The sequence below is a fragment of the Microbulbifer jejuensis genome (genome assembly GCF_047289955.1).
Classification (GTDB): domain Bacteria; phylum Pseudomonadota; class Gammaproteobacteria; order Pseudomonadales; family Cellvibrionaceae; genus Microbulbifer.
The window spans coordinates 66,122-80,666 of sequence record NZ_JBLBUB010000016.1 but is presented as its reverse complement, the minus strand read 5'-3'; the positions used below and the strand labels follow the sequence as shown (position 1 = coordinate 80,666).

General features: G+C 51.4%; 14 protein-coding genes, 1 tRNA gene and 1 pseudogene. 5 read left to right on the top strand and 11 right to left on the bottom strand.

Annotation, left to right across the window (positions count from 1 at the left end; translation table 11 throughout):
• The first annotated feature begins 104 nt into the window (after nucleotides 1-104).
• Both ACL7TT_RS12025 and ACL7TT_RS12020 read left to right on the top strand, forming a co-directional pair.
• A tRNA-Leu gene (locus tag ACL7TT_RS12025) sits at nucleotides 105-191 on the top strand.
• A 163-nt stretch (nucleotides 192-354) separates the two neighbouring features.
• Nucleotides 355-726, top strand: coding sequence for an Arm DNA-binding domain-containing protein (locus ACL7TT_RS12020; RefSeq protein ID WP_413395694.1), 372 nt, complete (start codon nucleotides 355-357; stop codon nucleotides 724-726).
• Nucleotides 727-889: 163 nt separating this feature from the next.
• On the opposite strand, the gene tnpA is transcribed toward ACL7TT_RS12020, so the two are convergent.
• The 8 genes and pseudogenes from tnpA to ACL7TT_RS11980 all read right to left on the bottom strand — a co-directional run bounded on the left by tnpA (nucleotide 890) and on the right by ACL7TT_RS11980 (nucleotide 6,808).
• Entirely contained in the window at nucleotides 890-1,135 is a 246-nt protein-coding gene (tnpA, locus tag ACL7TT_RS12015) for an IS66 family insertion sequence element accessory protein TnpA (RefSeq protein ID WP_413395692.1), read from the bottom strand.
• Nucleotides 1,136-1,210: 75 nt separating this feature from the next.
• Nucleotides 1,211-2,005 (bottom strand): annotated as a pseudogene (locus tag ACL7TT_RS12010) (IS4 family transposase); the annotation flags it as partial.
• 27 nt (nucleotides 2,006-2,032) lie between these two features.
• Nucleotides 2,033-2,605, bottom strand: a complete 573-nt coding sequence (locus tag ACL7TT_RS12005; RefSeq protein ID WP_413395690.1) for an IS4/Tn5 family transposase DNA-binding protein — start codon at nucleotides 2,603-2,605, stop codon at nucleotides 2,033-2,035.
• 424 nt (nucleotides 2,606-3,029) lie between these two features.
• The gene (locus ACL7TT_RS12000; RefSeq protein ID WP_413395689.1) at nucleotides 3,030-3,524 is read right to left on the bottom strand and encodes a DoxX family protein; all 495 of its coding nucleotides are present in this window, start codon (nucleotides 3,522-3,524) and stop codon (nucleotides 3,030-3,032) included.
• Between the two features lie 53 nt (nucleotides 3,525-3,577).
• On the bottom strand, nucleotides 3,578-3,844 hold the full coding sequence (locus ACL7TT_RS11995) for a hypothetical protein (protein ID WP_413395687.1): 267 nt from the start codon (nucleotides 3,842-3,844) through the stop codon (nucleotides 3,578-3,580).
• Between the two features lie 972 nt (nucleotides 3,845-4,816).
• The gene (locus ACL7TT_RS11990; RefSeq protein ID WP_413395685.1) at nucleotides 4,817-5,404 is read right to left on the bottom strand and encodes a flavodoxin family protein; all 588 of its coding nucleotides are present in this window, start codon (nucleotides 5,402-5,404) and stop codon (nucleotides 4,817-4,819) included.
• 129 nt (nucleotides 5,405-5,533) lie between these two features.
• Nucleotides 5,534-5,890, bottom strand: a complete 357-nt coding sequence (locus tag ACL7TT_RS11985) for a GFA family protein (RefSeq protein ID WP_459564493.1) — start codon at nucleotides 5,888-5,890, stop codon at nucleotides 5,534-5,536.
• Between the two features lie 660 nt (nucleotides 5,891-6,550).
• Nucleotides 6,551-6,808, bottom strand: a complete 258-nt coding sequence (locus ACL7TT_RS11980) for a hypothetical protein (RefSeq protein ID WP_413395681.1) — start codon at nucleotides 6,806-6,808, stop codon at nucleotides 6,551-6,553.
• Between the two features lie 190 nt (nucleotides 6,809-6,998).
• On the opposite strand from ACL7TT_RS11980, the gene trhO reads away from it, so the two are divergent.
• Nucleotides 6,999-8,012 carry an oxygen-dependent tRNA uridine(34) hydroxylase TrhO gene (gene trhO / locus ACL7TT_RS11975; RefSeq protein WP_299945625.1) on the top strand — a complete coding sequence of 338 codons (1,014 nt, stop codon included), beginning with the start codon at nucleotides 6,999-7,001 and terminating at the stop codon, nucleotides 8,010-8,012.
• On the opposite strand, the gene ACL7TT_RS11970 is transcribed toward trhO, so the two are convergent.
• Both ACL7TT_RS11970 and apbC read right to left on the bottom strand, forming a co-directional pair.
• Nucleotides 8,000-8,398, bottom strand: a complete 399-nt coding sequence (locus tag ACL7TT_RS11970; RefSeq protein WP_299945623.1) for a hypothetical protein — start codon at nucleotides 8,396-8,398, stop codon at nucleotides 8,000-8,002. The two genes, trhO and ACL7TT_RS11970, sit on opposite strands and share 13 nt — an antisense overlap.
• Nucleotides 8,399-9,023: 625 nt before the next feature.
• Nucleotides 9,024-10,175, bottom strand: a complete 1,152-nt coding sequence (gene apbC, locus ACL7TT_RS11965) for an iron-sulfur cluster carrier protein ApbC (protein ID WP_413395679.1) — start codon at nucleotides 10,173-10,175, stop codon at nucleotides 9,024-9,026.
• Nucleotides 10,176-10,385: 210 nt separating this feature from the next.
• Between apbC and metG the strand changes: the two genes are divergently transcribed.
• Nucleotides 10,386-12,413, top strand: coding sequence for a methionine--tRNA ligase (metG, locus tag ACL7TT_RS11960; protein WP_413395677.1), 2,028 nt, complete (start codon nucleotides 10,386-10,388; stop codon nucleotides 12,411-12,413).
• Between the two features lie 19 nt (nucleotides 12,414-12,432).
• Here metG and ACL7TT_RS11955 read toward each other — a convergent pair whose 3' ends face one another.
• The gene (locus ACL7TT_RS11955; protein ID WP_299945616.1) at nucleotides 12,433-13,335 is read right to left on the bottom strand and encodes an EamA family transporter; all 903 of its coding nucleotides are present in this window, start codon (nucleotides 13,333-13,335) and stop codon (nucleotides 12,433-12,435) included.
• Nucleotides 13,336-13,487: 152 nt separating this feature from the next.
• Here ACL7TT_RS11955 and ACL7TT_RS11950 point away from each other — a divergent pair, with 152 nt between their 5' ends.
• Nucleotides 13,488-14,429: a D-2-hydroxyacid dehydrogenase gene (locus ACL7TT_RS11950; RefSeq protein ID WP_413395674.1), complete on the top strand. Its 942-nt coding sequence runs from the start codon at nucleotides 13,488-13,490 to the stop codon at nucleotides 14,427-14,429.
• The last annotated feature ends 116 nt before the right edge of the window (nucleotides 14,430-14,545 follow it).

The window sequence follows — 14,545 nt, the reverse complement described above, 5'->3', positions numbered from 1 at the left end:
AGCGACAAAAAAGCACCTAAGTGATTGAATTTACTGATTGACCCCGGCCCACCCGTTGCTATAATCACGCCCGCCCTGGCAGCCGATCTCTGCGAGGCGCCTGTGCCAGAGTGGTGAAATTGGTAGACACAGGGGATTCAAAATCCCCCGCCCTTAAAAGCGTGCCGGTTCGAGTCCGGCCTCTGGTACCATATCTAGATCCGCAGATGTTCAGAATCATCCGCAAAGCCCCTTAAAATAAGGCTTTTTGCTATCTGCAGTGTCCAAAGCCATCCGCTCCCGCTCGTTGTCATCCGGTGCTATCTGGTGCTACATTTGGTGCTACCTGGTTCAATTTAGAATTTGGTAGCACCAATGCCCCTTACCGATACACAAATAAAGCAGGTAAAGCCAGGCAACAAGGATCAGTGGCTCACGGATGGGCAGGGATTGCGCCTATTGATCAAGCCCACTGGTGCAAAGTATTGGCGGCTTAAATATCGATTTCAGAAAAAACAAAAGACACTGGCCTTAGGTGTTTACCCCTCTATCACCCTTAAACAAGCAAGGCAAAAAGTAGCTGAAGCAAAGCAGTTGCTGGCAGAAGGGCGAGACCCTTCCACACAAAAGCAGCTTGAGAAGTATCAGGCGCGCGTGAATGTAGAGCACTGCTTTGCCATTGTTGCAAAAGAGTGGTGGAACCACCAGAAAGGGACATGGACAGAAGATCATGCTCGTCGTGTGTAGTTGAGACTGCGAGACAATAGTTTTCCATAAATTGGCCAGAGACCCATCGCCGACCTCCACCCCCGCGATGTAATCGCCATTACCGTGATATTGAGGACCGGGATACGCTGGATATTGCTCAACGGGTTTTACGGGATATTCGTCGGGTTTGTCGCTATGCCGTTCAGATTGGCAAACTTAACTGCATCTGGATACCGCCGGGCAATGCCAGCTCAACCGAAGCCTCTAAAGCTGGCATGGGCACCGGCATCAGCTTAGGCCGGGGCTTGTTCTGCTTATTGCGCCAATAGGTGAAGGTGCTGAGCTTTAACTCATGCTGCTGGCAGTAGGCTGCCTGGGATAGATTGCTGTTCTTCCAGGCACCGATGTACTGCTGCCGCCACAAATCAGATTTACTCTGAGTGGCCATTTCAATCTCCTGATCATTAAAAATCAGGAGAGTAGTGAAAATCTGGCTGGATTTTTAGGTGGGGTTGTTTGACATTCAATTACCCACATCTAAGGCGAGTTCGAAGCCCGCACGCAATTCATACAGTTTGTTCATGCCTCTCCAAATGACGGTATTGCCTGGTGACGGATCACTTGCCCGCGCTAAGTATCCACCCGATCTCGCTAATCGATCGATATAATCCTGTAAAGTTGAAGGCACCACTATTTTCTGAAAATACTGAATCAATATTTTCCTTTCAATATCATCAAAAGCCAAGTTTGGAGACAACCGCTTGTCTTCTCTATTTAACATTGTCAGCCAATGTATTCTCCACGCCAGAATGCAACAAATGGAAATCAACCTTGTTAGCCTGGCGGCTGTTCTTAGCTTTGATTCCTCAAGCTTTAGCCTAGATTTCAATATTTTAAAATAGGTTTCTATTTTCCAACGTTGCTTGTACCAATTCAGTACCGTTAGTGCGTTTTCCTTCTTCTTTACTGGTAAGTTTGTGAGAAATGTCCATTTAATACGCTCTCTGCCAACAGGCTCTTGGGCTTCAAGTTCAGAAACAACGGTAACTCGCAAATCGGGATAATTTGCTTCTTTTCCAATAGGCGGATGAAGGGCGAGTGTTTTTACCTTGATATTCATTGCCGTATTAACGGTATTTCCATCGCTATCTGTGAAATTGATCACATGTTTGTAATAAGCTTTACTCGTTGCCACCTCTTCAGCAAGAGTTGTTTCATTGGCTAAGCGATCCACACAGCTGCGCACCACAAAATAAGACCCAAGTCCCTGGCACTGACATAGATATTCGTAGATGTCATTTTCCCTATCGCCGATATGAACGAGCTTTGCAGGGCTATCTGAAACTCATTCATTCGAGGACTTAAGGTTTTCAAGCCACTTTATACTCTCTTTTTCTGATATAGGTACTCGTGTTGGATTGATCTTACTCTTCAGTTTGGTGGTATTCTTGAACACTTCTCGCGACCAAAATTTAATAGCAGTCAATTCCAGAAGTAACCCTTCGGCCGTTATTGCCATACTTGCATGCATCAATATCCCACAGGCTTTGTGCTGTTGCCCAAATGCTTTAGCTATTCGATCAGGTGTAGGTAATTTTCGAGCATGTCCAATGGCTTTAGGCGATTCCCTCTTATATGAAAATTCAGTGGTATCGTGCAAAATTAGGATTGGGCCGCGAGTTGCTCCAATGCGATTCTTGGTCTGATCATAGTGACCAGCAAGAATATCATCATTATCAACTCTGTCATTTGATAGAAAGCGGTAGGTTGCCTTCGCCATCGACCACTCTTCACAAACTTGTGGGATGGATTTTCCACATCCCTTTGATAGGGTTTTGATTATTGTTTTAAAGCGCTCGGTAAGCCTTTTGTCCTTGAAAATACAACTGGAAAGCTCTTTATCTAACCAGGAGTCCATGGTGTGCCCTCAGCACAGCGGATGTACTGAAAGGTAACAAATAGCTGGTAAGCAATCAAATTGGTGCCGAATTTGTGGGTAATTGAATGGTTGTTTGATCGCTTACCCCTTTGTCAGAGATGCCAGCCACACAAGAAGCTTTTAGTCTGTTGACCCCACCCCAGATTACGGAGAAGCCTGCAGGCGTGGAAGAGAGTTTGCAGGGTCAGCTGGTTTGCATGGCTTCCCATATGCTTCCTGGCTTGCCTGTGTGGAGGCTAACTAGCCTACAGCCAGCTGGCCCTAGCTATTGCCAAGTGTGTCGGTTGTTGTGGGAGTCTAGGCTTCGGGTAAATACCACACCCAACCTACTATAAAGGCAATAACTGCACTAACAATGGCAACAATCCAATGTACATTTGCTAAGTCCATCATCCTATTTCATTTAATTTTTATTATTAATGCCTAACTTATTAGCGATTATATAATCTAAACTATATCGTCCAGGACCTGTAGCCATTAACCATAAAAATAAAATAATATATAAAACTTGGGGCAAATAAAGAAACCAGCTCATCCAATCCAATGGCCCAATGCCTTTGGGAATGACATGCTCAACTTCAACAGTGGCGATGGCAACAATCATTGCAATCGTCAATGCAATCGCAACAAGTGTTGACAAAAGACCCACTATTAATAGCAAACCACCAAAAAACTCTACACCCGCTAAAAACAGCGCCATAAATTCAGGAAAGGGCATTCCTATTTCGCTCATCAAATTTATAAGGTCTGCATGCCTCTCAGGCATAAATAGTTTGTTATACCCAGACACCGAAAAAAATAATCCCAATGATACACGTGCAACCAAAATAGGTAACCATTCCCAACTACGATCACCAACAAGTAGTCTTTTAATTAAAGGAAAAGATTGTGTAAACATAGATACCCTCTTACATGGCTATAGCATAATTATGAACTTTTATTTCAGATGCTTCATACGTCTTTAAAGCCTACTCTACAATCTGCATTCAACATTGGTGCGACTTCATCTTCACTCAGAGAATCATGTATTGTAACTTTTTTTTCATGTTGTAGATAAATCGAATATAAATAAATAGCTAAACCAATCATTAATATTGCGCCGCCAATAAACTGTGAGTGCGTTTGAATTTCACCTAAAATAAAAAATGCGGCCAACCCCCCTGCTACACGCACAAATGATGATGCAAGTGACACATCGATTGAACGTGATTTACGCATTCCTGAGCCCCAGGCGAGCTGTCCTGTCTACGCACTCCTATTCGAGCACGGCAACCAGAGGAATATCTATATGAACAAAGCACAGCAGAAACGATACGATTCACTATACCTCAAACATCTTAGCCCACTCAAACGTCAGGGCAAAGCCGAATCGACCTTTGAGCTTGACAGTCGCGCCATACGGTGCGTCTGCAAATATTTTGATAGCCCCCCCGACACCCTTACCCAAAAGCAGCACAAGGGCTATTTCTAGTCCCTCACCAGCACCTACTCCTGGTCAATGGTGAAGGTGGATCGCAATGTCCTGCAGTGCTTTTACAAGCATGGTAAATTTGAATCCTGAAAAAAGTGATAAATCCAGATTGCGTGATGTAACCTATTGATTTACATGGGGAAAATTGCGAATCTTCCCAGGCTTGAACTGGGGACCTACCGATTATGTGTCGGGTGTTCTAACCAATTGCGCTAAAGGCCCACTTTCACTTTTTAAACTTTTCCGACCCGTGGCTTGTTCATGAATTTTTTATCAACTGCAGACAGGCATCCCTACATGAGAGGGACTACTTGACTACCTTCAGGGCTGGTTTCTCATCGGAGTCATCATAACGCATAGCTCCTTTACAACCCCGCTTAGAAGCCCTGTCTGTCAACTTCTTCAGCATCAGAAAGCAGCTCTTTAGCCCGCTTTTTCCGTCACTACTCATATTCTGGGGTGCCCTTTAGAGTACGCTCTTCAATGATCATTTAGCGACGCCATCAATGCTTTGAAGGTTGAGAAGGGCGAAGATTTCTTCCAGTCAATTGCGGGTCCCTACCGTTTGAATCACTATAGGAAAGCTTGAAGCAGGGTCACCCTGTATATCCTGGAGCCAAATAACTAGCTATTTTCCACGTGGGTTGTACTTTACCTTTACATGCTTACGCAAGGTACGCATCAATCGCCATCTCACCGGCCAGCCATTAGCCAAACTCTTACAGGTCCGAAACGATGGGATATGTTCCACTTTTGAATTTTTGCACTGTAGTCAAAACCCGATGTGCCAGGTACTTTGAACTCCTTATATCTGTTTCATGGGCACTACCATCAAGGCTATGGGAAGTTACACCAAGCTGACAACCCAACCGATTAACACCTTTGGCGGTATTGCTAAAAGGAGCATCAAGACCAACCCAGATCATGCCATGCTGACTTGCTAAAGTTACAAAGTACTGGAGCGTTGAGGCTTGATCTCCATTGAGGCCCGTTCCTGAAGTAAAACCAGCAGCAATTTTTCCTGACCAATCTTGGGTTTCCCAGAAATCACTTGTCGCATCTGCGAAGGCTTTGAATTGCGCTGCAACATTACCCATATAAGTTGGAGAACCAAAAATTATTGCATCACAGGTTTTAAGTTCGTCCATTAGTATTTTATTTATAAACCGCCCCTCAATTATTTCAGCTCCTAATATCTGATGAGAGAAAAATAAAACTTTCTGATTAACCAATTCGCTGCAAGCTGCCCTTGCGAGCTTTCCTGTTACATCAGTGTTAGAAAAATATACGATTCCAATCTTTATCATTAATTGCACTTTATTGCTTGGTATAGGAACATAACACCGTTAACAAGGTCAGTCGAAGCGCAGCGCAGGCTGTCCAGCCCAGGCCGGGGGGCTGAGCGAGCCTAGTTAGTATTGCTCGACCACTGGTTCCTATGGAAACTGAGTAGAACCTTTCGCAATATGAAATCCTCGAAGTTTACGAAAAATCCAGATGTGAATAGCTTTATCAATATCAATGGGGTTATCTAAAGATCCGCCCTTTACACTAACAATCTCAGTAGAACCTCGCCTTTGCTGCGATAACCTGATCCCGCCTTTAGGAAAAAAGGCGCATTCAAGCGCATTGCCAGAATCCGCTGTGGGGCACCAAAATTTTGGTTTGCCTTTAGGGACACAGAGTGCTTCTTTGTTCGTAAAAACAGAATCAGATTGCTTTCGACACTCAGCGCAATGGCAGACAAATAATTGCATTATCTTCCCGGAAAACTCATACGGATTCCGCCACATTGACATCCACCTAAAGAGAAGCCACTCACTTTATTCTCCAGCTTAATTATTCCCTGGTAGTATTTACACCTCAATGTGCGGTTGTAATGTTGTGTCGAAGGTACGAAATGGGAATCCAGGTCCAGCTTGCTGAGCTGATGCACCATTGACTTGTTATGCAATTATTCAACTCTAATACTCTTGGATTCAACAACGATAGCAATATTACTAAAACTCAACCCAAGCTCAGCTGTTCCGCTACTATAAATAGAACACGCCCCTTTTTTATACAATGGGACACTATAGATCATTTTTTCAAGACTTAGATTTCCCGATCTAGGCCCATAATTAAGCTCAGGGTTTCCAAGGAGTTATCGAAGTTGGTTTCGTGGCTAAAGCTGACCATATCCCCCTTCGGGCCTTTGATAAATAGGCCGTCGCCCTCGGTAAAGTGGGCGTACTAGATGGAGGGTAGCCACAGTTCATGGTCCACCAGGGCGGATTGGCCACCACCAAAGAGACCTCAATCTCGATAAGGTGGCGGGTTGAACGGGCTGAGATACCGCCCAATGGCCGCGTTAGGAATAGAGATAAAGCTGCGGAGAGCTACCTGCATTCCAACCGTTCGCGCCAAATCAGTACCGGCAAGTCACTGCGATCACCAGGCCAATAGTTGACTCATCAGTTGCCGTTCGTTTCCTGAATCGGCCCTACAAAGGAGGCGATGCCCTCCTCGCGGAGGGAGTCGAGCGCCTCGCCGAGGGCCTCTTTGTCTGTTTCGAACACATCCTCCCATACGGTGGAATAGTTATTCTCGTCGACGACTTCGAGCAGCCAGCCACCTCCCTCACCCTCGTAAATATCGATCCGGACAGACACATCACCCTCGCGGTAGATCCGGCTTAACTCTGACTCTCTCGGTGCAAATTCTTCGTCCATAGGGTTCTCCTCACTCAGGCCCTGAAATTTCAACCAGAACTTTGACAAGTTGCGGCCTTCCGGTCAACCGCCAGCCGGGACAGCTGTAAACTGCCAGTCAAAGGTACGACAAGCTGTTTTTTTACGATAAAATCCACACTGATTTTTTCTGCTCCGGATTTACGCTCCGGCCCGCAAATAAGGAAGTACCATGGATCAATTCGTTGTATGCGCACTCTACAAGTTCGTCAGTCTGGAGGATTTTGAGTCCCTGCGCACGCCCCTGCTGCATGTCATGCTGAAAAACCGTATACGTGGCACTCTGCTACTCGCCCGTGAAGGGGTCAATGGCACTGTTGCCGGTCACCGCGATGGCATAGATGCACTTCTATCCTACTTGAAATCCGATCAGCGCCTGGCTGAGCTGGACTACAAGGAGTCCTTCACTGACGAGATGCCCTTCCTGCGCAGCAAGGTCAAGCTGAAAAGGGAAATTGTCACCATGGGTGTGGAGGGTATTGACCCCCTGTGTGTGGTGGGCACCTACGTCGAACCCAAAGACTGGAATGCTCTGATCAGCGACCCGGAGGTCGTCGTGGTGGACACTCGCAACGACTATGAATTCCAGGTGGGCACTTTCAAGGATGCCATCAACCCGAAGACCGACACCTTCCGCGGGTTTCCCCAGTACATCAAAGAGAACCTGGACCCGGCCAGGCACAAGAAGGTCGCCATGTTCTGCACCGGCGGCATTCGTTGCGAAAAATCCACAGCCTATATGAAAGAACAGGGCTTTGAGGAAGTCTACCACCTCCGCGGTGGTATCCTGAAGTACCTCGAAGAAGTACCCAGGGAGATGTCCCTGTGGGAGGGCGAGTGCTTCGTCTTTGATGAGCGGGTCACTGTCAACCACGACCTGGAACGCGGTCATTACAACCAGTGCAACGCTTGCCGTATGCCGATCACCCAAGAAGACCAACAATCTCCACTGTTCGAGCAGGGAGTCAGCTGCCCCCACTGTCACGACAAGGTGGAGGAAGCCGACCGCGCCCGCTTTCGCGAACGCGAAAAGCAGATCCAGTTGGCAAAGCAGCGCGGTGAACAGCATATGGGCCAGGATGTTCGGGACCTGATAGTCGACAAGCGCCAGCAAAAAAGAGAAGAGCGCCTCCGCCAGGCACAATCCCAACCGGCACAAACCCCGCAGCGGGCTTATAGCGACTGAAGCGCCACAGGCCTGGGTGCGCCCTTGATCCGGGAGAGCCAGGCCTCGGCTTCGGCCTCGGCGACAAATTCCCTAGAACTGTGTCGAAATAAACAACCCCGCGTTGCCAGCGGCACGGTGCAGCGGCTGCGCGGGTGCAGCACGGCAATATAGGCTCGCCGCAGCACCGGGTGTTCCGCAATGTAACTGGTAAACTGCCGCTGCTCCTCTAAAGTGACTTTGGAACGCGCATAGCGCAAGTCCAGCAACACGCGCAGCGGCACCCTGTGGCGATATTTTTCTACCAGGCGGGCCGAGGCCTCCATTTTCTCTGCAAATCCCACTGGCCCATAAAACAGCACCCGCGCCACGCCACCCACCGATCGATAACTGATATGAAAATTCATTGATGCCAGCATCCATGCTTTCGCCTATTTTTTTATGAATTACCGCTTCAGTAACGCCTGTTCCCTACCTCCCCACCGTGTTTTCTAACCAGGCTCGTCAAGCGCTTTTCCCTCACGCCCCTCACAGTATCACTGCAGGCCATATCAGCTAAGCGCTGACCTGCCGGTGTGTTGTCCACAATACGCAGAAACCTATGCGAAGGGATTTTACCGGTTTGTGTGTGCCACTCAGGACAGTTATTCCGGTTGTCCGCGAGGAATAAATCCCCAGATAATCCTGACCGTCACGGCAAGAATACAGTATCAGTACCGGATTTTTCCGACAACGTCGACAGGGCAGCAGCAATTGTGGAGTATCAATCCAGGTTCAGCAAGATCGAGAGCGGCTGGCTAATAAATAACGCAAAACCAACAGTGATTATTATATCTCTCGTATTCTCTGCAAATGCCGGCAGTTGAAAAATCGTGGCAGGGCTAGCGACCCCGCACACACTTGACACCCCTTTCACGTAACTGGGATTTCCACAAGGGGCGCACCGGGAGCGTCAATATAGGGACAAATCAATCCGCGAAAAACCCAAAAAAACAAAAAATCACTTCTTTGTGACCGGCATCGCGATTGCGCTCAACTAATTTCGATTTCTGGCAACACCTCATCACCAGTGTTGTTTAACCAGATCTCCGCTGCCATTCTGCGTGCTATTTGTCGATAAAAACCGGCGATCTCTCCCTCCGGATCCGCGATAACACTGGGATGCCCACTGTCTGCGTCCTCGCGGATTTTCTGTGCCAGGGGAAGTGCTCCAAGCAAGTGCGTATTGTACTGCTCCGCAATGCGCGCACCACCGCCAGTGCCGAAAACAGGTTCGCTGTGGCCACACTTGGAACAGGTGTGCAGTGCCATGTTCTCCACGATACCGAGCACCGGCACCGAAACCTTGCGAAACATCTCCACACCTTTTATGGCATCTTTCAGCGCAAGATCCTGGGGAGTGGTTACAATCACGGCACCGGCCAAGGTGGTTTTTTGTGCCAATGTCAGCTGGATGTCCCCGGTGCCGGGGGGCATGTCCACGATCAGGTAATCCAACTCGCCTTTGGCATCACACCAGAGGGTTTGCGTAAGAATCTGGTTGAGCGCACCACTGGCCATAGGGCCGCGCCAGACAGCGGGGGTGTCCTCTGTCATCAGGTAGCCCAGGGACATGGTCTCAATGCCCTGAACAGTCACCGGCACGAAACTTTTCTGTTCTTTAACCTGCGGGCGCACACCCTCGGTACCGAGCATGGTAGGCAGGCTCGGGCCGTAAATATCCGCATCCAAGAGCCCTACACTGGCGCCTTCTGCCGACAGGGCCAGAGCCAAGTTTACCGCAGTGGTGGATTTCCCCACGCCACCCTTACCGGAGGCCACTGCAACAATATTTTTTACACCGCGTAAGGATTCAGGCACATTTGCAACGGAATTTGCAGGAATGTCGCTGAACAGCTCAAACTGTAAGCTACTGCCGGCCAAAGGGCCCCCTTTCAACAGGGGTTCGCACGCTTTCAACACCCGCTCGCGCCAGTGCTCCTCCTCGCTCGCACAAGGGTACCCGAGGGTAATACCGGCAAAGACCCCGTCCCCTTCAAAACCCACTTCTATTTCCGCATCCAGCGCATCCAGCGGTAAACCGCTGACCGGGTCGTGCAATTGACCAAGGCACTCAGCCAAACGCTCCAGCTCTGCCTGAACTTCCTGTGACAGTCCTTCATGGTCGTGATGACGATCGCTCACGGTATTCCCCTCTCGCTGCTTCTTGTCCAACTCGCATTGTCTCGAATGATCCGCGCCAAGGCCAGCGACCGGATCAATCCGGTCATGCCGTGGGCGCGCGATCCCATCTCCCCGGCATAGTTCAAATCTGCTATATTCCGCGGTCTTTTGACAATCTCCGTCCCCTCCAGCGGAGCCTCTGGCCACAACCCCTCAGCGATGGAAAAACCGATGTCCGATACGCGCAAAATCCTAGTCACCAGCGCACTCCCCTACGCCAATGGCTCCCTGCACCTGGGCCACGTACTCGAATATATCCAGACTGATATCTGGGCGCGTTTCCAGCGCACCCGCGGCAACGATTGTCTGTATCTCTGTGCCGATGACGCACACGGCACCGCGATCATGCTCAAGGCTGAACAGCTGGGCCTTACCCCGCAACAGCATATAGCCCGTATGCAGGCAGAACACGAGCGGGATTTCGCCGACTTCCTGATCGCGGTGGACAACTACCACTCCACCCACTCGGAGGAGAACCGCGAGCTGTCCTCCATGATCTACCGGCGCCTCAGTGACAATGGCCATATCGCCTCGCGCACCATCACCCAAGCCTTCGATCCGGAAAAACAGCTGTTCCTGGCGGACCGCTATATCAGAGGCACCTGCCCGCACTGCAGCACCCCCGACCAATACGGTGATAACTGTGAGGTCTGCGGCGCCACATACAGCCCCACCGAACTGATCGATCCGGTCTCCGCCATCTCCGGCACTACTCCGGTAGAAAAAGAGTCCGAGCACTTCTTCTTCACCCTGCCCGCCTTTACCCAATTCCTGCGCAATTGGACCCGCTCCGGCACCCTGCAGGATGAGGTCGCCAACAAGCTAGCTGAGTGGCTGGAAGAGGGCCTGCAGGAGTGGGATATTTCCCGCGACGCCCCTTATTTCGGCTTTGAAATCCCGGATGCACCGGGCAAATACTTCTATGTCTGGCTGGATGCCCCCATTGGCTACCTGGCCAGCTTGAAAAACTACTGTGACCACAATGGCAGGGATTGGCTGGAATATTGGAGGAAAGACAGCGCGGCCGAGGTTTACCACTTTATCGGCAAGGATATCGTTAACTTCCACGCGCTCTTCTGGCCGGCAATGCTCAACTCCGCAGAGTTGCGCACCCCCAGCAAGGTGTGCGTCCATGGCTTCCTCACAGTGAACGGCAAGAAGATGTCCAAGTCCCGCGGCACCTTTATCAACGCCCGTAACTACCTGGATCATCTCAATCCGGAGTACCTGCGCTACTACTTCGCCACCAAGCTCACCGCGGGCGTGGACGACCTGGATCTGAACCTGGACGACTTTATCGCCAAGGTAAATTCCGACTTGGTGGGCAAAGTTGTCAATATCGCCTCGCGCACCGCCAAGTTTGTGAGCAAAGCTGGTGGCAAACTGGCTATAGGGCTGGCCGACGAAAAGCTGTGGAATCAGTTTATTGAAGCCGCCCCACGCATTGCCAACTATTACGAGCAGCGCGAATACGCCCGCGCCATGCGCGACATTATGGCTCTGGCTGACGCCGCCAATGCCTGGATTGCCGATAAGGCACCCTGGTCCCTGGCTAAACAGGAGGGCAGCGGGGCGGAAGTCCTGGCGATCTGTTCCCAAGGGGTGAATATGTTCCGTGCCCTGATCACCTGGCTGGCGCCGGTGCTGCCCAATACCGCGCAAAAAGCAGCGGAGTTTCTCAATAGTGAATTGGACTGGAACCACGCCACCACCCCGCTGGCAGGCCACGAGATCAAGAAGTTTAAGCCGCTGCTGCAGCGCGTGGAGAAAACCCAGGTGGACGCGGTGATGGATGCCGCCAAAGAATCCCTGGCGCAACTGCAGGCCGAAGCCAAAGCGGCCACCGGCCCACTGGCCGAAAACCCCATTGCCGAGCAGATCCAGTTTGACGATTTCGCCAAAGTGGACCTGCGCATCGCCCTGATTGCCAAAGCCGAGTACGTGGAGGGCGCCGGCAAACTGCTGCGGCTAAGCCTGGACCTGGGAGGCGAAACCCGCCAGGTGTTTGCCGGTATCAAAAGCGCCTACACACCGGAGGAGTTGGAGGGCAAGCACACAGTAATGGTCGCCAACCTGGCACCGCGCAAAATGCGCTTTGGGGTTAGCGAAGGAATGGTGCTGGCCGCGGGTCCCGGCGGCAAGGATCTGTGGATTCTCGAACCCCATAAGGGCGCCAAACCGGGCATGCGCGTGATGTAATGGCCAAGGCTACCCGGCCCTAACGCAGAGACACCGCAATCAACCCGGCACACACCAGCCCCACGCCCAGCAGCTGGGGCCTGTGCGCCGGTTCCTTTAACAACCAAATCCCCATCCCAACCCCCAGAGGAATACTGAGCTGGCGCAGGGCCACCACGTAGCTCACATTTTCCGTCATGGTCATCGCCAGTAGTACCAGGCCGTAGGTCACCCCCATTATCAGGCCTGTCAAGGCTCCCAGCTTCAAATCCCCCAAACTCAGTGCCAACTGGACGCGCCCGCGCTTTCCCAGACAACCCAAAAGCAGCCATATCCCACAGGCAAAAAACTGCATGCCCAGGTAGCTGTAGGCCATTGCCAAAGGTGTTACCGCACCATCGAGTGCCGTTTCCAGATAAATCAACGCCCCTTTGTCTGCAAGGGAGTAGCCGACGGTACCCAGCGCCGACATCAGTGCCCAGGCACAGTCCGCGCGCCAGTAAGCCCGCCAGTGCCATTGGCGAAAATACACCAGGGGAACCAGCAGGCAACCGAGTGTGACCAACATCATCCCCACCCAGGCCAATCCCGGCAGCCGCTGGCCCAACAGAACCGTGGCCACCGCCACCAACAGCACCGGCAGCGCCCGCGCAATGGGGTACACAAGCCCCATGTTGGCGCGCTGGTAGGCCAGCGCCAGACTGCCCATGTAGACCATTTGGCAAAAACCACTGCCCACCAACAACAACCAGAACGCACTGGGCAGTGCCTTTGCCTGCTGTAAGACCCAAATAGCCAGGGGCAGCAGCAGCAGGCCTACACTGAGCGTGGCGATGCAGAAAAATGCCGGGGAAGGGGTGCGGGACTTTCCTAGTAGATTCCAACCCGCGTGTAGAAATGCCGATACCAGAACCAGAGCTGCAGCGGTTATCGATATTCCCATAAACGCCCTTTTCAATAACAACAGAAGGGCTCACGAACGCACCGTAGTCATGCACACCGGACTCAGCGCGCCATACTCGGGAGTCGCCATTGCATTCGGCGCCCACTGCCATAGCATATCTGTACCTTATGTACAGATACCAAGGAGACCCTATGCGCGGCGTATTTCTGGACGCGTTGACAATGAAGCTCGAGGAACTGGACACGTCGGCCCTGCAAAACAGTCTAGACCACTGGGATTTCTACGATACCACTTCCGCCAGCGAAACTGCCGGACGCATTACCAATGCCCAAGTAGTAATCACCAACAAGGTGATCCTGGATCGCCCGCTTTTGACACGGGCATCCCATCTCAAACTCATCTGTGTCTGTGCCACCGGCACCAACAATATCGACCTGGAGGCCGCACGGGATCTCGGCATTGCCGTGCGCAATGTCAAAGGTTATGCCGGTGCCTCTGTGCCGCAGCACACCCTAGCACTGATCCTGGCCCTCGCCTCCCGCTGGTACCGCTACCACCGGGACGTAATGGACGGACGCTGGAGCCGGTCTGAGATTTTCTGCCTGCTGGATTACCCGGTGATAGAGCTGGCTGGCAAGACTCTCGGTATTATTGGCTATGGGGCACTGGGGCAGAGTGTTGCCAGGCTTGGGCAGGCTCTGGGGATGCGGGTGTTGGTCGCCGAGTCCCTCCGCGGCAAAATACAAAACAACCGGATTCCCCTGGTACAACTGCAGGCTGAATCGGATGTCATCAGCTTGCACTGTCCCCTCACCGCGGAGACAGAAAAATTGATCGACCGCCCCTTTATCGCAGCCATGAAACCCGGCGCTCTACTGGTGAATACCGCCCGCGGCGGTTTGGTCGATGAGGAGGCCCTGGCCGATGCGCTGCGCAGTGGGCACTTGGGAGGCGCCGCGCTGGATGTGCTCAACAAAGAGCCACCACCGGAGAACCACCCCCTGCTGGACAGCGATATCCCCAACTTGATTATCACCCCTCACAACGCCTGGATCAGCCGTGAGAGCCGCCAGCGGCTTCTCGATGGCGTGGTGGACAATATAAAAACCTGGAAACGGGATGCCATTCTGTGAGTCACGCACAAGTTCTCGCGGTTGCGCCGAAAGACATAGGGCGATTACCTCATTGGTTATGAAAACCCGATTCGATTGCCGGGTCAGTCCCTGCAGGGCGAGAGGAGGTCATCCAT